At 36.9% G+C, this 16640-nt stretch carries 16 protein-coding genes; 10 read left to right on the forward strand and 6 right to left on the reverse strand.

What is annotated here, in order from left to right:
- The first annotated feature begins 181 nt into the window (after nucleotides 1-181).
- From CES88_RS00975 to CES88_RS00995, 5 genes are all read left to right on the forward strand, one after another.
- Entirely contained in the window at nucleotides 182-2089 is a 1908-nt protein-coding gene (locus tag CES88_RS00975; RefSeq protein ID WP_290729727.1) for a hypothetical protein, read from the forward strand.
- 32 nt (nucleotides 2090-2121) lie between these two features.
- Complete coding sequence (locus CES88_RS00980; RefSeq protein WP_290729732.1) at nucleotides 2122-2442, forward strand: hypothetical protein; 321 nt, start codon at nucleotides 2122-2124, stop codon at nucleotides 2440-2442.
- Between the two features lies 1 nt (nucleotide 2443).
- The gene (gene mce / locus CES88_RS00985; RefSeq protein ID WP_290729735.1) at nucleotides 2444-2860 is read left to right on the forward strand and encodes a methylmalonyl-CoA epimerase; all 417 of its coding nucleotides are present in this window, start codon (nucleotides 2444-2446) and stop codon (nucleotides 2858-2860) included.
- A gap of 2 nt (nucleotides 2861-2862) precedes the next feature.
- Nucleotides 2863-3594: a rhomboid family intramembrane serine protease gene (locus CES88_RS00990; RefSeq protein ID WP_290729738.1), complete on the forward strand. Its 732-nt coding sequence runs from the start codon at nucleotides 2863-2865 to the stop codon at nucleotides 3592-3594.
- Between the two features lie 72 nt (nucleotides 3595-3666).
- Nucleotides 3667-3849 carry a hypothetical protein gene (locus tag CES88_RS00995; RefSeq protein ID WP_290729742.1) on the forward strand — a complete coding sequence of 61 codons (183 nt, stop codon included), beginning with the start codon at nucleotides 3667-3669 and terminating at the stop codon, nucleotides 3847-3849.
- A 40-nt stretch (nucleotides 3850-3889) separates the two neighbouring features.
- Here the strand turns inward: CES88_RS00995 and CES88_RS01000 are convergent, their stop codons facing one another.
- Complete coding sequence (locus tag CES88_RS01000; protein ID WP_290729744.1) at nucleotides 3890-4360, reverse strand: flagellar basal body-associated FliL family protein; 471 nt, start codon at nucleotides 4358-4360, stop codon at nucleotides 3890-3892.
- Between the two features lie 177 nt (nucleotides 4361-4537).
- On the opposite strand from CES88_RS01000, the gene CES88_RS01005 reads away from it, so the two are divergent.
- Nucleotides 4538-5452 carry a serine protease gene (locus tag CES88_RS01005; protein ID WP_290729747.1) on the forward strand — a complete coding sequence of 305 codons (915 nt, stop codon included), beginning with the start codon at nucleotides 4538-4540 and terminating at the stop codon, nucleotides 5450-5452.
- Here the strand turns inward: CES88_RS01005 and CES88_RS01010 are convergent.
- Nucleotides 5439-6488, reverse strand: coding sequence for a hypothetical protein (locus CES88_RS01010; protein ID WP_290729750.1), 1050 nt, complete (start codon nucleotides 6486-6488; stop codon nucleotides 5439-5441). The two genes, CES88_RS01005 and CES88_RS01010, sit on opposite strands and share 14 nt — an antisense overlap.
- Nucleotides 6488-8290 carry a phospholipase D-like domain-containing protein gene (locus CES88_RS01015; protein WP_290729754.1) on the reverse strand — a complete coding sequence of 601 codons (1803 nt, stop codon included), beginning with the start codon at nucleotides 8288-8290 and terminating at the stop codon, nucleotides 6488-6490. The genes CES88_RS01010 and CES88_RS01015 overlap by 1 nt, the downstream gene beginning before the upstream one ends.
- Before the next feature lie 123 nt (nucleotides 8291-8413).
- On the opposite strand from CES88_RS01015, the gene CES88_RS01020 reads away from it, so the two are divergent.
- Together CES88_RS01020 and CES88_RS01025 are read left to right on the forward strand one after the other, a co-directional pair.
- Nucleotides 8414-10984, forward strand: coding sequence for a transglycosylase SLT domain-containing protein (locus tag CES88_RS01020; RefSeq protein ID WP_290729756.1), 2571 nt, complete (start codon nucleotides 8414-8416; stop codon nucleotides 10982-10984).
- On the forward strand, nucleotides 10966-11358 hold the full coding sequence (locus CES88_RS01025; RefSeq protein WP_290729759.1) for a hypothetical protein: 393 nt from the start codon (nucleotides 10966-10968) through the stop codon (nucleotides 11356-11358). Before CES88_RS01020 ends, CES88_RS01025 begins: the two co-directional genes overlap by 19 nt.
- A 27-nt stretch (nucleotides 11359-11385) precedes the next feature.
- On the opposite strand, the gene ald is transcribed toward CES88_RS01025, so the two are convergent.
- Nucleotides 11386-12492, reverse strand: a complete 1107-nt coding sequence (gene ald, locus CES88_RS01030) for an alanine dehydrogenase (RefSeq protein ID WP_290729762.1) — start codon at nucleotides 12490-12492, stop codon at nucleotides 11386-11388.
- Between the two features lie 94 nt (nucleotides 12493-12586).
- Nucleotides 12587-13402 (reverse strand): MBL fold metallo-hydrolase, encoded by an 816-nt coding sequence (locus CES88_RS01035; RefSeq protein ID WP_290729765.1) that lies wholly within the window; start codon nucleotides 13400-13402, stop codon nucleotides 12587-12589.
- A gap of 94 nt (nucleotides 13403-13496) precedes the next feature.
- Here CES88_RS01035 and CES88_RS01040 point away from each other — a divergent pair, with 94 nt between their 5' ends.
- Both CES88_RS01040 and CES88_RS01045 read left to right on the forward strand, forming a co-directional pair.
- Nucleotides 13497-14879 carry a pitrilysin family protein gene (locus CES88_RS01040; RefSeq protein WP_290729768.1) on the forward strand — a complete coding sequence of 461 codons (1383 nt, stop codon included), beginning with the start codon at nucleotides 13497-13499 and terminating at the stop codon, nucleotides 14877-14879.
- A complete protein-coding gene (locus CES88_RS01045) occupies nucleotides 14879-16258 on the forward strand; it encodes a pitrilysin family protein (RefSeq protein WP_290729771.1) in 1380 nt (459 codons plus the stop codon). Before CES88_RS01040 ends, CES88_RS01045 begins: the two co-directional genes overlap by 1 nt.
- Nucleotides 16259-16287: 29 nt before the next feature.
- Here the strand turns inward: CES88_RS01045 and CES88_RS01050 are convergent, their stop codons facing one another.
- Nucleotides 16288-16638 carry a polymer-forming cytoskeletal protein gene (locus CES88_RS01050; RefSeq protein ID WP_290729774.1) on the reverse strand — a complete coding sequence of 117 codons (351 nt, stop codon included), beginning with the start codon at nucleotides 16636-16638 and terminating at the stop codon, nucleotides 16288-16290.
- Nucleotides 16639-16640: the final 2 nt, after the last annotated feature.

The raw sequence follows: 16640 nt of genomic DNA on the forward strand, positions 1-16640 counted from the left end.
AACTATTTATGCCTTATCTATATAACCCCCCGAAAATACCTCTAATTCACTCTTAGAGGTAAAACTTTGCCCCTCAGAGTCCATAAGACCTTAAAATAAGAGAAAGATTTAAGTGATAAGTACTTGAAGTCGATAAGTCAGTGAGAACTCAAGATTTGAGTTGAAATTTAAGGGCAGTTTCATGGCAGAGACAAAGAGATTACTAACATTGATCACATTAAGTGCACTCCTTTTTACATCATGTGTAGGAGAGGGTGGATCTGGTCGTAAAACTCGTTTCTCAAATAATAGCACTACAGACTTAAATGGTGGAACTGGTGGAGATACCGGTGGAAACTCTGGAGCAACTCCTGGAAGTGGCGATACTATCGGTGAAGATGGTGGTGTATCCATAGGTTCACAGGTTGAACTCATGCACTTAGTAGATCCATTTGATGGAACTTATAAAAAGAAATTAACACTTCCAAAGAACTTTACAGGTTTACTTTATCTCTCGGGATTAAATATTTCTTCTCTCTCTGACAGACTTGTTTACGCGAGATTTGTTTTTGGGAAAGAGTATGAGCCAGTAACGGTTGCTGCGACAATTGGTCGTGCTCCAGGAATTACTCCACAAACTGACGTGGAAGTTGTGATTCTTGATATGGCCAATCATCCATTTGAAAATATGCGTCTCTCTTATAATTTATTTGATTACAACGAGTATGCCGATGAAGGTCGTGCAAATGGTCTTGCCGATGTTGTTAGTGATCCAAGAGATCCAGGTCTTTATTGTAGAGGGTTACACGCAAAAGATGATAAGACTTTTGAAAGTGGAGTTGGAAATAGTTCTTGTGACACTGCTGGTGAAGTTTGTAAGTATACTTACGCTAGAGTTGAAGATATCGGTCTCTACTATGATACTGATACGGCGTCTCTTCCGTTTGCTCCAACTGAGCCACACGTCGCTCTTGCTAGTAATGACTATGAGGCAGAGCCATTTTCAAATTCAATTAAGAGATGTCTTCCGGATACAATTGATAAAGCAATTAATGAAAAAGTCTTAGGAGTCACTTTTACAGGTGGCTTTGGTTATGGAGTTAAAGTCGATACAAACGGTGGTGTGTGTGGCGATGATCCAGGGGAAGATTGCTATACTTACTATGGTCCTTATAGAGACATTGATAGAAGTAGTTGGCAAATTTCGGGAGCTGCAATTTACTCTGATACAAGTGCCGCAACTGCGCCAACAGGAATTTATAAGAAATCATTTGGTGTCAATGGATACGAATCTTTTCTCTTTCCAAGAGCTGGGAAGATGGAGCTTCAATCTGGTGTTGAATATATTGGAAGTGCGACTCCGTTTGTGGGAACTTCTTTTGATACAACTTTTCTAACAGCAAGTGGAGAGTCTGATTATCTCTTTGGTTGTAGTATGAGAGCAACGAATTATGATTCAAATACACAAGAGGGAATTGGTTCTTGTAATGTTACTGCTAGAGTAGAACTCTTTACAAAAGATGCGACAGGGCAAGAGACAATAATCACTCAATCAAATAATATTGTTCTTCAACTAATTAGACCAAGTCTTACAGACTATAGAGGTCAGGAAGTTCTTTATACTTCTATGAAGTCGTGTTCATCAAGTCAGACTTGTGGTGGAAGTGAGTGTTGTTTTAATAATAGATGCTGGTCTAAAGAACTTGTAAGTCAGTGTCTTGAAGATGTTCCTGTTGTTGGAAATAAAGGCGTTGGAGAAAGTTGTCAAACAGACTATGAGTGTTCAAGTATTTGTTGTAATCAAACAACTGGTAGTTGTGCGGTCCATTTAAATACTGAAGATGAACAAGTTTTTTGTTCGAAGTCGCCTGGTCAGTCTTGTGTGGCAAAAGAGTGGTGTAGACAAGAAAACGTTCCAAATTGTTTCATCGTTAAAACGGGGGCCAATAACGTTGGTCAACCAACTTGTGCTCTTAGATGCTACAATGTTCCAACTTTTGGAGATTGTACTAATGGAACATGTACTCCTCCTGAGATTCCGCCTGTCCCAGCATTTGATCCGAGTAATCCGGACTGTTCTGAGGCGATTAATCCTCCAACATTCAATTAGAAAATCTGTGTAATATCCTATAGAATGTCACAATGATAAGTACCATTGTGACATTGACCGCTATAAGTTTAGCGACAACACCACTCTTTAGTCCAAAAGAGCTAAAGAAGCTTGAGTACTTAAAGTCTCCAGAGTACTTGGTAAAAGTGAGAAAGAAAGACTTACAAGACTACTCAGCGACTCAATTATCTTCAATTTTAAAATTGATTAGAGCGAGTGAGCAAAAAGTCTTAGATCAAAAAGTTGGTCCAAAGTTTTGGAAGACGTTTGATCAATACACAGACAACCAACTTAGAATAAAAATTATGATGGATTTGATATTAAAAGATCTCTACGAACAAGAGGGTGAGTAAAATGATAGGAAAAGATTGTGTACTAGATCATGTGGCCATTGCTGTAAAAGATTTAGATAAGTCCCAAAAGATTTGGGAAGATATGGGACTAAAATTCTCGGATGAAAGAGAAGTTGTAGAATCTCAAGGTGTTACTACTGCATTCGCACAAATGGATACTAACGCCCATTTAGAATTGCTTTGTCCTTTTGGAGAAAGTGGCCCGATTCACAAATTTTTAGAAAAAAAAGGAGAGGGAATACATCACCTCTGTTTCAAAGTTAGCGATGTTAGGGCAAAATGTAATGAGTTAAAAGAGAAGGGCTACACGCTACTTAATGAATCTCCAATTGATGGTGCTAATAATTGTCTAGTGAACTTTATTCATCCAAAGTCTACTGGCGGTGTCCTAATTGAGGTTTCTGAAAAAAAGGCATAGGTATGAATCAATCACAAATTCAAATTCCAACTTTATCAAAAGTTAATAAATATATTCTAGTTACTATGGGAGTACTCTTCTTACTTTCAAGTATAATGAAAGCTTCTGGTGGGATAGGGCTAGTCACTTATCTTGGACTTTCGCCTGCGATGTTTTTCTCGGGTCATCTTTATGAAATTCTAACTTACCCATTAATTGGAAGTGGGATTTTCGATATACTTTTTAATGGGCTTTTACTATGGTTTATTGGAAGTGAGCTTGAATCTCAGTGGGGAGCTGTTCGTTACATTTCTTTTCTCATTACTTCGACAATTGGGGCAGGACTTGTCTACTTATTAGTGGCAACAGTCTTCTTGTCGGACTCTGGGCTCTTTGGTTATCCACTTTATGGTATGCACGGAGCAGGTTCAGCACTTTGTCTTGCTTATGCTGTTCTCTATCCAGATAGAATCTTTACTTTCATGCTTATTTTTCCAATGAGAGCAAGATACTTCTGCATGATTTTGGTTGGAATGCTTCTCTTTAATGGTTTCTTTACTCCGGGAAAAGTTCTCGCTTGGGGGCACTTAGGAGCGATGGCATTTGGCTATGGCTGGATGCACTTGATTTCTTCCCCAAAATGGAAGAAATTCGCTGCTAAGCATGAAAAATCGAGGGAAATGAGGTCAAAGAGTAAAGCGAACCTTAGAATCGTCAAAGATGATGATGAAAAGCCACCAAAATACTGGCAATAATCTTTACGAATTGAGTTAAAAAGTGTTAGATTGCTCTTTAATTCGCATCAATAACTAATTTTAGAGGTAAAAATGAGACTAAGTAAGGCCTTAGAAGATAAAATGTTAGATAAGAGATTAAGAGATAAGCTAGTTGCTGAAGGTAAGCTGACGGCTGCAGAAGTTGAGAAGTTTCTTACGAGTCTACCAGACGACGGTGCTAATTTAACGACTACTGAAGAAGCAGACGGACGTAATTCTGTTACTGTAGAATAAATAATCTTGGCCTTCGATCTGAAGGCCTTTTTTTTACAAATTATTGAATAACAAATTTAGTGAAGAGTACACCCTTGACGAGTTGTCCTCTAACAATTGAATTTACAGATTTTTTAATCCTCTCTTCCAAGAGAATTTTCCCTGAAATACTATTAAGTTCTTCTGCTGTCATATGACCTGCAATATTTATAATGGCATCATTGATCATTGACCTATGGGTTTCAAAACGATCATCTGAGTCGTGATTAAAGGGAACGAGTTGGGCCTCTACACTAAGAAATCTAAGTCTAGTCTTTCGAGAGTTTAAATTAATAATAAGTGGGTCTAATTTAAAAGGTGCTGGAAAGGCCATTTTCTTATTGTCTGAAATTAATTTTCCAAGCTCGGCCTGCCCATCGGGAAGAGGCTTTTGGTAAACTACCTCTGTATAAACAAATACGCCGACACAGGCGGCAGTCGCAAGAAAAGAGAGAATGAGTATAATATTATCTACGAGCTTATTTCCCGTCATGTTTGTACTCCTTAGCTCCTTAATTCTATCAGTTACTGAGAAATCTATAAAGCCTTGAAAACTCTTCCACTGTAAATAGGTAAGTGCTTGAAAATGTGATTTGTAAGTTATTGAAAGAAATGACTTTTTGAAACATTGCGTTTGATGCGATACATATTCCGGCTCAAGAGGTGAAAAATGTTGAAGTTGTTAAGTGTTGTGGTTCTCGCTCTATCTATTTCTAGTTCATGGGCAAACGAAAAAGTATTCTACGGAAGAGATGGCCGTGTAGAGGTCTTCTCTGCTTCAAAGCTCTGGCAAGACAAGGCGAAGTCTACGGCTGCGCTTATTTCTCTAGATAATCTAATTTTTGATAAAGAATCTAACACCTATAAAGTTTCTCCAACTGGAGAAACATCCATGGGGGAAAAGCTAGGACTTTGTAGTGATGTCCGCTTTAAAGAGCAAATTAATATCTCAACCTGTTCTGGGTTTCTTGTAAGAGGTGATGTGTTATTAACTGCTGGTCACTGTGCTAGTGGTGAAATGAAAGATATTTGTTCTTCTGGAAAGTACGCATGGGTCTTTGGTTATCAAGCAAAGAGTTTTGAGAATACGAAGAATATTGAATTCAATAAGGAAGACGTAGTTCTGTGTGAAGATGTGCTAGAAGTTGCAATGAATAGAACTGTTGATTTTGCGGCCATAAAGTTGAGCCGAAAACTTAAAAGAACTCCACTTGCTTTTAATAAAGCTCAAGAAGTCTCTAATAGTGAAAAGCTTGTTGTTATTGGTACTCCATGGGGGCTTCCAACAAAAGTGGCGATGGGAGGAAGAGTTCTACACAATAATGAGAAGTACTTCTTTACTGCGGCCCTAGATACGTTTCAGGGGAATTCTGGCTCAGCTGTTTTTAATGAGAAGACAGGTTTAGTGGAAGGGATTCTTGTTCGTGGGAAAACTGATGCAGTAAAAGATGAAGATAATTACTGCCGAAGAGTAAATACGTGTGATGAGCAAGGAAATAACTGCAGCTATATTGGAGGATTCCAAGTTGGCGAGGATGTTATGAGAATGCCATTTGTCTATAAGAGAATATCTAGTCATTTATAGAATAGACTTCTTTCTTTAAAATACTTTCAATGACTTTCTTCTTCTGTTGGCATCTTACTTGTTGCCAACAGGAACCAAAACTTCCAGTAAGCTCGCCATTATTAAAGAAATCAATGGAGAAGGGGTGTTCTAGTTTCTCAACGTAGATATAGTTTGCGAAACTTTCAATGAAGTCTTTTGAACTTCCCATCAAAGAGAAGAGATTAATGAAATTAGTAGACTCTAGTTCTTGATAGAATTTTGGTTGATCTTTATTTGAAAAGAGAGGTTCTCCTTTTGAATAATATCTTAGATAGTGTAGATCTTCATTAAGATCGTCTCTCTTAGGTGTAACGATTCCGTTCGTAAGTTTCCACGATTGATTTAAGAATTGGTATTTCTCAGGAGCTAAGAAGTAATTCTCTTTTGATGTTGGAAAATAGTTTGGGTTCCAGTTTAAAATAATAGCTACAAGATATGAGAGGGCCATCTGAGACGTATCGACAACAGTATTTTCATGAGAGAGGTAAGGGCTAAAGGTGTAAGATGAATCGGCCTTAAAAGCCGTTGACTCTCTCCACTTATACCAGTCATTAATTTTTTGGTTTAGGACATCAATATCTAAGAAGCTTATAAATTGTCCTGAATTTACTTTCTCTGACTGATGCAATTGAATTGTTAAGGTGGAGACTCCCAGACCTTTAACAAGGAAAATTCTCTTTAAGTGTTTATTTAAAAATATTTTCAACTCTTTTGGAAGAGAGAGGAGAGAGTAGCGAAAAACGTGTTGAAAATTTTGAGAAGCTATCTCAGACTTTATTAGATTATGTGGAGAATAGAGACTATGGGCGCCTTTTAAAATCTCAAGGAGCTCTTCTTCTTGCCCAGTTAGTTGTGAAGTTACCTTGGTCTCTATATTTCTATTATTGCTCCACTGCCAAGCTGAGAGTTTGGAGAGAGGGTGTTTCTCTAACTTATTTTGGTAGATAATTCGTTCGGGTGTATGTGAACAGGAGAAGAGTAATATTAAATTTATGAGTAAAATGTATTTGAGCATTAAATATTTCTCTCTAAATTAAAAGCGGAAACAATCATGTGAATGAGTCTTGTCATACTCTTCTTCCAACGAAGACTAGGGTTGCTTTGAATTTCTTCCCACTCCGCTGACTTATATCTATGGCTTAATTCTTGTAGATAGTCGACTCTATCCGTTAACTCTTTCGCTGTCTTTGACTCTTTGCCAATTCCTGTTATTTGAACTCCAATTTCTGAATTGAGGGATCTAGACCTTGGGTCTAGATTTGATGTCATAACCATGCTCTTATGTTGATCGACAATAACAAATTTCGCATGAAGTTTTCCGTATTCTTTGTCTCCACCAAGGAGAACGTCATCACTCTTTCCATAGAGAAAGACTTGAATTTGATCACTATCAATTCCTAAATCGCCAGTCTTCATTAACTTAGGAAGAAGGTCCCCATCAATTAAGGCCTGAGATGCTAAAGTGTCGTTACTAACGATAGAGCTTGTTACAATTCTAAGTGTTCTTGATTTATCTTCCGCCAACCACTTATGTAGCTCTCTCACTTCTTTGTCAGTTAAATGGAGATAGGGAGTCACTATATCAACAGAGTTTTCTGCAGAACTAATCATTTCATTTACTTCTTTAGAAAGAGAGTTTGGATTGATTTCATTTAAGGACGAATATTTCACTCTTCCCCAAGGAGAGTGAATATTTTGAATTTCATTTACAACTTTGACAAGTCCAGTATCAAAACCTTCATCAAAGAAGTCTCCCTCGATCATATCTTCAACTCGAAGTTTAAAGTCTGGGTTTTTATTAAATGTTTTTCTACTAACTCTACTCATTCTTTGAATTTCTTTTCGATAAATACTTCTTCTAAGTCTAACTAGAGCATTGGTTAAATGATTATTTCCTGCATGGTAATAGATTTTATCAAAATAGGATTGAATCTTCATATTGAGAGATTCTTTTTCTAAGCGCTGAGATATATCTTTTGTATCTTTGATTAAAACATCCATATCTTCAAATTCAAAACTCTCTCCTTTGAAAGACTCTAGAGTATGATAGTGATTTGCAATATTTCTTCCACCAATTATGGCCATAGAAGACTTAGGGTTCTCTGCATCGATGAGAATAATTTTATCATGTAGTCTTCGATTGACAGTTGATTGGCTAATGGGAATCTTATATCCGTCTGGACGAAAGAGATTTTTCACACGGTTAATAAATCTTTCAACTGACTTCCTTGGATTGAAGAAGTTATTAAAGATTACGACTTCTGCATTTCCAAAGGATTTATTATGTTGGGAGAGCTTCTTTAGGGACATAATCGCTTTATACTGATCTGAAAATAAATTGAAGCTCATGGCCGTTGTTGAATCTACTAGGAAGCGTACATTGACTCCACGCTTGATAGCTTTTCTTACTTCGTTGAGCATTATATTTCCAACTTCATCGTTTTCAAAAATATAGTAGGAAATATCTAAGGTTTCTTTTGCTTTTCTAATAAGACCAATTTTTGCTGCAAGAGAAGTTTCTCCATCGACTAAGAGTTTCACTTCGGCCTTAATTGCTTGATCTTTTATTTTTTTGAAATCATCAATGGAACTTTTAAATTGAGAATAATACTCTCTAAGCTCTGCTCTTTCTTCAATGAGCTTATCGACGCTTCTACTTCTCCAAACCTTATTCATGATAATATTATTGGCGTGATCGTGACAGGACTCACCTAAGATGGAGGCCACTTCTCTATGCTTATTACCTTTAAAGCGCTGATAATCACTTTGGATTAAAAGAGCTGTGAATAAAAAGAATAGAACGGTTATAAACTTCATGGGAACTTATCGTCATATTGCCTAAGATATTTAGTTAACACGCTGTTTTTATTCTTATTTATTGCTTTGATAAACCTGTGCTTTTCGCTTTAGTAATTCTAAGTATTTGCCGATAAATTAGTTATGAAAATATTCTTTCTCGCATTTATCTACTTCTTTTGCGTCCATACCATGGCCGATCCAGGATTTGTTTCTGTGACAAAAGATAATAGTGTTCAAGTCATTCAAGATGGAAGAGAAGTCTTCTTGAAAACGGGTGATCTAATCCAGGTAAAGGAAAATTCAGGTTGGAAGAGAAATATAAAAATTATTTCTTCCATTGCTGATGGTGTTGTTTCGGGAGAGGCCTATATGGGTGAGAAAACCTATAAAGAGCATCTCTCTGATAATAGTCTCGCTATTGTTAATAGTAGTTATAAGAATAACTTCCTCACAAAGACAATTGAAGTTGAACTCTCTACGGGTGAAAAAGTCACTTTATCTCCAGGAGATGAAATAAAAATTCTAGATGTTGATGGATGGAAGAGGAAAATTGAAATTATTAAATCACAGTCTGGAGTGAAAGGCGGAGCAATTCTTGGAAATAATTCTTACCTTGATTATAAGAAAAATGGCGTTCTTACAGAAGCTGTCTTTGTTAAAACAACTGATAGGCCTCCAACTAGTGGCTATGAGTACGATAGTTTAGACTCTCTCGTTCAAAAGCTAATGAATCAAGATGTTGAAGAGAATATTGGCGATGATGAACTATCAGACGGTGTAGAGGTTTCTAATGATTATAATGGGTGTCCTGACGATGGAAAGACATTTAAAATAGGGCGATATATAAACGTAACAAACTCTGAAAAGAAAACTCTAGGAGTTCCAAAAGGTTCTACTGTAAGGGTGAAGACCGGTGGAGTTACCTGTTCTATCGAAATTTTAGAACTGCCAAAAGAGTCAAATTTAAATGCAAAAATTTATGGAAATCAAGTTATTACCTTCCCATCTAATTTACATCCAGATTTCTTAACTGAGGTCGCAGCTCCAAGTGAAACTGTTTCATTAACAGATGGTGTGAAGTTTAAGCTGGGAGACGATGCTTCAGTTCATGCATATGGAAGAAGAACGGGGAAGAGATATAAGTTTGATGCAAAGGATTCTGTAACAGTTGTCGGAAAGCATTCTAATGGTGACTACATTGTTAAGAGAAATAATGAAAAATGGGAATATCGCATTCCCTATGAAGACTTAGACGAATTAAATGATAACTCTCAGCTTTCAATTAATCTTCTAGATACTGTCACTGGAATAGTTGAAGATGAAAGAATCAATGAAGTGGTTTCTGAAGTTGAGCCCGATTATGAATGTCATGATGAAGTCCGTGAGGATGATGTTAATACTCCAGAGATTGGTGATATAGAGTGGCAGGTGTGTAGAGCAAAAAGCACTAAGAATAATAGAGGGAAAACTCTTGCGGCGAATGACTATATGGATAGAGAAATTCCTTTAAGTAATAATCAAACAAATAAAATCTTAGAAGATTCACAGAAGAGACAATTTTCAAAATGTATTTCTCTTAGTCTAAGACATGGAACAAATCGAAGTTCAAACCCGAGCTGTTCTAAAGATGGTAATGGAAATATTATCCCTAGAAGAATTAGGCAGGCCACTTATAGAACAAGTAGTGGAAAGAGAAAGTTCGCTGGTTGGCAATTATTGAATAAGGCCCCTAAGGCCTGTGCCTCTAAGAAGTTATCTACTCACTTAGCTGATCGCTATGTTGATATGACGAAGTGCTTAGGAATTGATGCAAAGGAATTATTTCCTGTAATTAATCATGAGTCTCACTTTCAACCAAAAACAATTAGTCCCACTTTTGCTCTTGGTGTTGGACAGATTGTCTCAGTGAACTACTTAGACTTTTATAATAAAATGAATCAGGCTAAAGATATGATTCAATCTAATTCTAGTATTCTTGAATACGCAAAACCACTCTCGACGAGAGAAGGTTATAAGAACTATGAAGACAGTCCATCTCGCTCAAAGAAAGTGAGTCGCCTCACGGCATATTTCCTGTCAGATCTAAAAGATAAGATGACTGGCAATATGAAGGAGTGTAGTGGATTAAAGCAGCTCTATGATAATCCAGTAAAGCTACCTTCATCGGCAAAGAGTAGTACTTCTAGCGCCAATGATTATTTAAGAGATAGAGAAAATATAAGGCTATGCGCGCCTAAGAATCCTGATGAAGGGTTCTATATGGCCGCAATTTACTATATGTATAATAAGAAATATTTTAGATATATGCTTGAAAAAGAAAATAGAGAGCAGGGTCTTAATATGACGACAAAGCAGGTTAATGACTTCTCTATTATTCTTGCAAGATGGTCATATAATGGTGGTGTTGCTGGAGTGAGTGGGCCATTTGAGAGACTTGTTGAGAAAATAAAAATGGGATCAATCGAAGTTCTAAATAGTAATAATGATCCGGACGGAAATAAGAAAAAGAAAGTCTCAGGTTTTTCTAATTTTTCCAATGATGATTTTAAGAACTACATGAGCTACGTCATAAAACACCGCTATAATGGTGGTAATGCGAGAAGAAATGAAGTTGCAAGATATATTACTGGGTCTAATGGAGTCGGTGGAGTTGATGGCGATCTAAAACAAATAGAGAAAGGGGAGAAGAATTCATGCGGTACTACTTACTAATATTTCTACTCTCTTTAAATGCTTTCTCACAGGACTATGGCCATATTCTTGATGGTAAAATTAAAGTCATTGCACAAAATAAGACGTTTAAAGAACAGAAAGAAAGTGTTCAATTATTACAAAGTGAAATAACAAAAATAAAAACTCACTCAAAACTCTCTGATAGAGATTTCTATATTTTGACAGACTTTTCAAAGACCTTAGATTCAATTTCTCTTATAAAAGATAGGAGCGCTGATAGCTGCTTTAATACTAAGGTTGAAATCATGTCTAATTTTGGTAATCGCTCTACAAGTATGAGCGAAAAGGATCTGCCAGATGGAGTAAAGAAAGGGCTCTTACTCTTAAAACTTCTTTGTTCTAAGAAGAAATAAGGCCCCTCGTAAGGGGCCCCATATTCATTATAATTTTAATTCAGTGTAAGGTAGGTCAAGGTCAAGTGCTACTTGTTGATAGACAAGGTCACCTTTGTAAACATTGATCCCTTTTCTAAAGGCAGAGTCCATTCTTGCAGCTTCTTCAACACCCATTGAGGCAATCATTCTAGCGTACTTAAGTGTTACGTTAGTAAGTGCAAAAGTAGATGTTCTAGCTACAGCTCCAGGCATATTCGCTACACAGTAGTGAACAACTCCATCAATTTCAAAAGTAGGATCTTGGTGAGTCGTTGGCTTACAAGTTTCAATACAACCACCTTGATCAACAGCGATATCTACTACTACTGATCCTTTTTCCATTTTAGAAATCATTGCTTTCGTTACTAGCTTTGGTGCTTTCGCTCCAGGAATTAGAACCGCACCAATTACTAGGTCAGATGTGATAACGCTATTTTCAATATTTTCGATATTTGAAAATAATGTCGTAATTCTATTATCAAATAAGTCATCAAGCTCAGCTAGTCTCTTAGTTGAAAGGTCGATTGCTGTAACATCAGCTCCCATTCCCATTGCCATCTTAATTGCATTTGTTCCAGCGATACCACAACCTATAACAGTTACTTTTGCTCTTCTTGTTCCAGGAACACCACCTAGAAGAATACCTTTTCCTCCGTGATCTTTTTGAAGATAAGCAGCACCAACTTGAGTGGCCATTCTTCCTGCAACTTCAGACATAGGAGTTAGAAGTGGAAGTGATCCATCATCAGGTTGAATTGTTTCATAGGCAATTGAAGTAGAACCTGATTCCATTAAACCTTTTGTTTGATCTGGGTCAGCAGCAAGGTGTAAATATGTATAAAGAATATGATGAGGCTTTAAACAAGCAATCTCTCTCGCTTGTGGCTCTTTTACTTTGATAATCATTGTTGATTCAGCAAAGACGTCTTCTAATGTAGGAAGAATTTTTGCACCAGCTTTAATGTATTCCTCGTTTTCGATTCCTACTCCAACACCAGCATTATTTTCGACGAAAACTTCGTGACCATCGTGAATTAATTGTCTTACTCCACCAGGTACAAGTCCAACTCTGTTTTCATTATTTTTAATTTCTCTTGGAACACCAATTTTCATCAACTCTCTCCTAAATTAAATAGAGTGGTAAAATATATTTTTTCCAAAATATAATCATTTGGAAACGTTATTGAAACCAAAAAATAGGGGTATGTTAATAATATAAGACTTGGGAATCGAAGGTCGGATAGACCGGAAAAGAGAAGGTATTTTGCGCGTCTAGTTTGAGCTTTTCGTGCTCTAAAGCGTGATTCATGTGAATGAGTCCGCACTCTTTAGGAGCAATCTGTGAAATATAGTCGAAGCTGCGCTCTTGCCATAAGTGTGTTCTATGCTCATGGTTCGTCACACAATCTAAAATAAGTAGGTCGAGATTCCTGTCTTTTAGGAGTTGAATTTGCTCCGAGGAAAGCTCGTGGCAGTCAATGATATAGGCCATCTTTCCATGAATGATTCCAAGCGTTTGGGTGTAGCCGTGGTTGAGCATAAGAAATTCAAATTCCTCCCCCTGAATGGACATAACACCCTTCTCTGGGACTTCCTCTAAGCTTAATCTTGGGATTCCCCCTCCTATATTAGGCCTACTTTCATGGGCCTTGAAGATGTAGGGGTACTTCGCAGTTAGTTGTGCGGCGCAGTCTTTATAGGTATAGATAGGAATTGAGCTTCCATTTGGGGGGAATGTCAGAGGTCTAAGATCGTCTATTCCGTGCGTGTGGTCGGCGTGATCGTGGGTAATAAAGGCGAAATCAATTTTATTTATTTTGTTATGGAGGAGCTGAAATCTCAAATCTGTAGTGGTATCGATAAGTATAGAGCGACCTTTGGCCGTTTCTAGATAAACACTTGTGCGCAGTCTCTTATTCTCTTTTAGAGGCGACAAGCACACAGGGCATTGGCAACCAACCATAGGAATTCCTGTGCTTGTTCCCGAACCTAAAATTGTGAGCTTATTCTTTTTCTGTGTCATCGTTCTCTAGTTGTCATAGCAGTTTCAAGTGTTTAAGCTATATTCCTGTATTAACTATACCAATTCTTTTGAAAATGGATAGGGAGAAATCTCAATGTATAAAACAATTATTCTCTTACTACTTCTGGCCCTTATGAGTTGTTCTCACTCAGGAGTTCAAAAAACAGGGAGCTTAGGTGATTCAAGTAATCTAAAGCTTAATGTGAAGAAGTTCACTTTGGACAATGGATTAAGACTACTCGTCGTTGAAAATCCACAGTTACCAATTTATTCCTATTACACTTTCTTTGATGTTGGTGGAAGGTATGAGTCTGCGGGAACTACTGGTGCGACACATTTTCTTGAACATATGATGTTTAAAGGAGCGAAGAAGTATGGGCCACATAAATTTGATACGTTCATTGAAAGCAACGGTGGATCGACCAATGCTTATACAACATTTGACTCAACTGTTTACTACGAGAATCTTCCAAGTCACACAATTGAGACGATGATTGATATGGAAGCAGATAGACTTCAGTACGTTCTCCTAGAGCCAAAGGCCTTTGAAAAAGAAAGGGCCGTTGTTTTAGAAGAGAGAAAGTACCGTTATGAAAATAGTCCTAAGGGGCAATTATTCTTAGCTATGATGCAGTCTGTATTTAAGGGAACCCCTTATGGTGGTTCTGTGATTGGAAACGAGTTAGATGTAAAGAATTTAAAAATTGATGAGATGAGAAAATTCTTTGATAAATTCTATACTCCAGATAATGCAATTGTCGTAATCGTCGGTGATGTTGATGCGGATAAAGTCTACGACATGGTTAAAGAGAAGTACGGGCATATTAAGCCATCAAAGGACTTGAAAGAGTTTAAGAAGAAAATGGATTCAGACGAGAGATATTCTCATAGAGCAAGGTATAAGAAGGAAATTAAAATTTACGGACAAAGTCCATCTCCAATGTTTACTGTTGCCTATAAGGGGATGAGAATTGGAAAGGAAGAGTCCTTCGTTCTCGATATTTTAAGCTCTATCTTAGGTGATGGGTCTAGTTCTTACTTTAATCAAAAGTATGTAAAGAATAAGAAGCCACTTCTTTCAAGAATTTCAGTCGCAAATTATACTCTAAAAAATAATGGGGTTTTCTTCTTCTCTGGGGAGCTCTTGAAGAGAACAAACCTAGACAAATTTAAAGGACAGATTTTAAGAGATATTAGAAAGTCTTGTGATGAAGCCATCACAGAGAGAACTGTTCAAAAAACAAAGAATCAATATCTTGTTCAATACTATGGAGAACTTCAGTCTAATAGTGGCGTTGCGAGTTTTATTGGGCTTCGTGAAAACTTTTACAATGACTACTCATTCTACAATAAGGAACTTGAAATTTATCAATCTGTAACGACTGAGCAAGTGAAGAAAGCTTGCCACGATATTTTTGATAAGAATGAATATATCTTCCTCTCTGTGTGGGACAAGAATCCAAAAGGAAATAAATAATGAAAGTAAGAACTTTAAAATTACTTCTCCTCATTTGTAGCTTTTCACTACCTGGTTACTCATTTGGTTTTGGAAAAGATAGAATTAAGAAGTTGAATTGGAATGGAATAGAAGTTACTTGGTTAGAGGACAATAGGTTTCCTACTTATCAAGCAATGATTCACTTTGCTGATGGTTCACTCTCTGATCACCCAAAGAGACTTGGTGAAACTTCTATGATGTTTGACCTTATTGACAGTGGGACTAGAAGATACTCTCAAAAAGATATTTCTGATAACCTAGAGTATTTTGGCGCCAGCTGGGGGGCTTTTGTTACTCATGAGTCTACGGTATTTGAAGTTTCAGGCTTAGCAAAAGATATGAGCCCAACTATGAAGAAAATTTGTCATCTCTTTAGAGATGCTAGCTTCACAGGTAAGGAAATGGATAAGTATAAGAGAGCTCTTAGAAATGCAGCTAGAAGTGTTGTAAATAATCACTCTCTAGTAGCTTCAAACTCATTTAGAGAGTTATCTCTTGCGGGAACTCCTTATAGTTATCCTGTTGGAGGGAAAATAAAAGATCTCAATGGCATTCATACAAACGACTTAAAAAGAAAGCTTTCTTATTTTAATACAAAAGTTAAAAAGAAAGTTTATATTACAGGTCCAGAGTCTATTCTTGGGCTTGAGAGTATTATCGAAAAAGATTGTGGTTGGAAGGGTGCTGTTGAAAATTATGAGAGAGTTCTCTCTTATGAGCCTAAGAAGCCAAGTAAATCTCCTGAGATCTACTTAGTCACTGTGCCTAAGGCCAACCAAGCACAGGTGAGGTTAGGGAGGTTTTTAAATGAAGGTGAATTTGAAAATCAAGAATTGAACTCTCTAAGTTCTGAGTTTTTAGGAGGTGGATTTACTTCGAAACTCATGAGAGAGATTAGAGTGAAGAGAGGTCTCTCTTATACTGCAAGTGCTTTTGCTGGTGGACAGAGGCAGTATGGACGTTCTGTAATTTCTACTTTTACCAAAGTTAAAACAGTTAAAGAACTCTTAGAAGTTGTGAGAAATGTTTTAAATGATATTAAAAATAATGGTATTGATGAAGCAGAACTTAATAAGGCGAAAGGGGCCCTCGCTGGAAGCTTCCCATTTCGTTTTGAGAGGAGTTCAGCTTATTTACAGCAGTTAATGCATCTTGATGATATTCATAAGAGTTATGAATCCCTATATCACTTTCCTAATGTTGTAAGAGCATTTAAAGAAGAGGACGTAAGAAAAAATCTAAGCTCTCTCTTTAGTTGGGAAAATCAAACGATTGTAATTGTTGGACCAAAGAGTTTGGCAAAAGAATTGAAAGAATTTGGGAAAGTTAAAGTTGTAGACTATAAGACATTCTTTTAAATATCTTAGCTAGTCACACTCATCTGTGACTAGCTTCCTGTTGTATGACCATCAATATTTACCATTGCTCCAGGGTGAATCACTAAGTTTTGTGACTTAATAAGTCCTGATAATTTTCCAGAAGGAAAGATTTCTACTTTTCCAGAGGAGATTATTTCACCTTTGATTTTTCCAAAGACTTTAAGGTCTTTACAGTGAATCTTGCCTTCAATAGTTGAGGTTTCTTCAATGGTGAGAAGTGATTTATCTCGGATGTGGATATCACCCTCAATATCTCCTGCAATGTGAGTAAGACCGCTGAAGTTAAAAACGCCATTTAGTCTTGTCTTCTTTCCTATTAGAGTAAATTCCTGCTCTTCAATTGATATTATATTGTCCATAA

The organism is Halobacteriovorax sp. JY17 (genome assembly GCF_002753895.1).
Lineage (GTDB): Bacteria > Bdellovibrionota > Bacteriovoracia > Bacteriovoracales > Bacteriovoracaceae > Halobacteriovorax.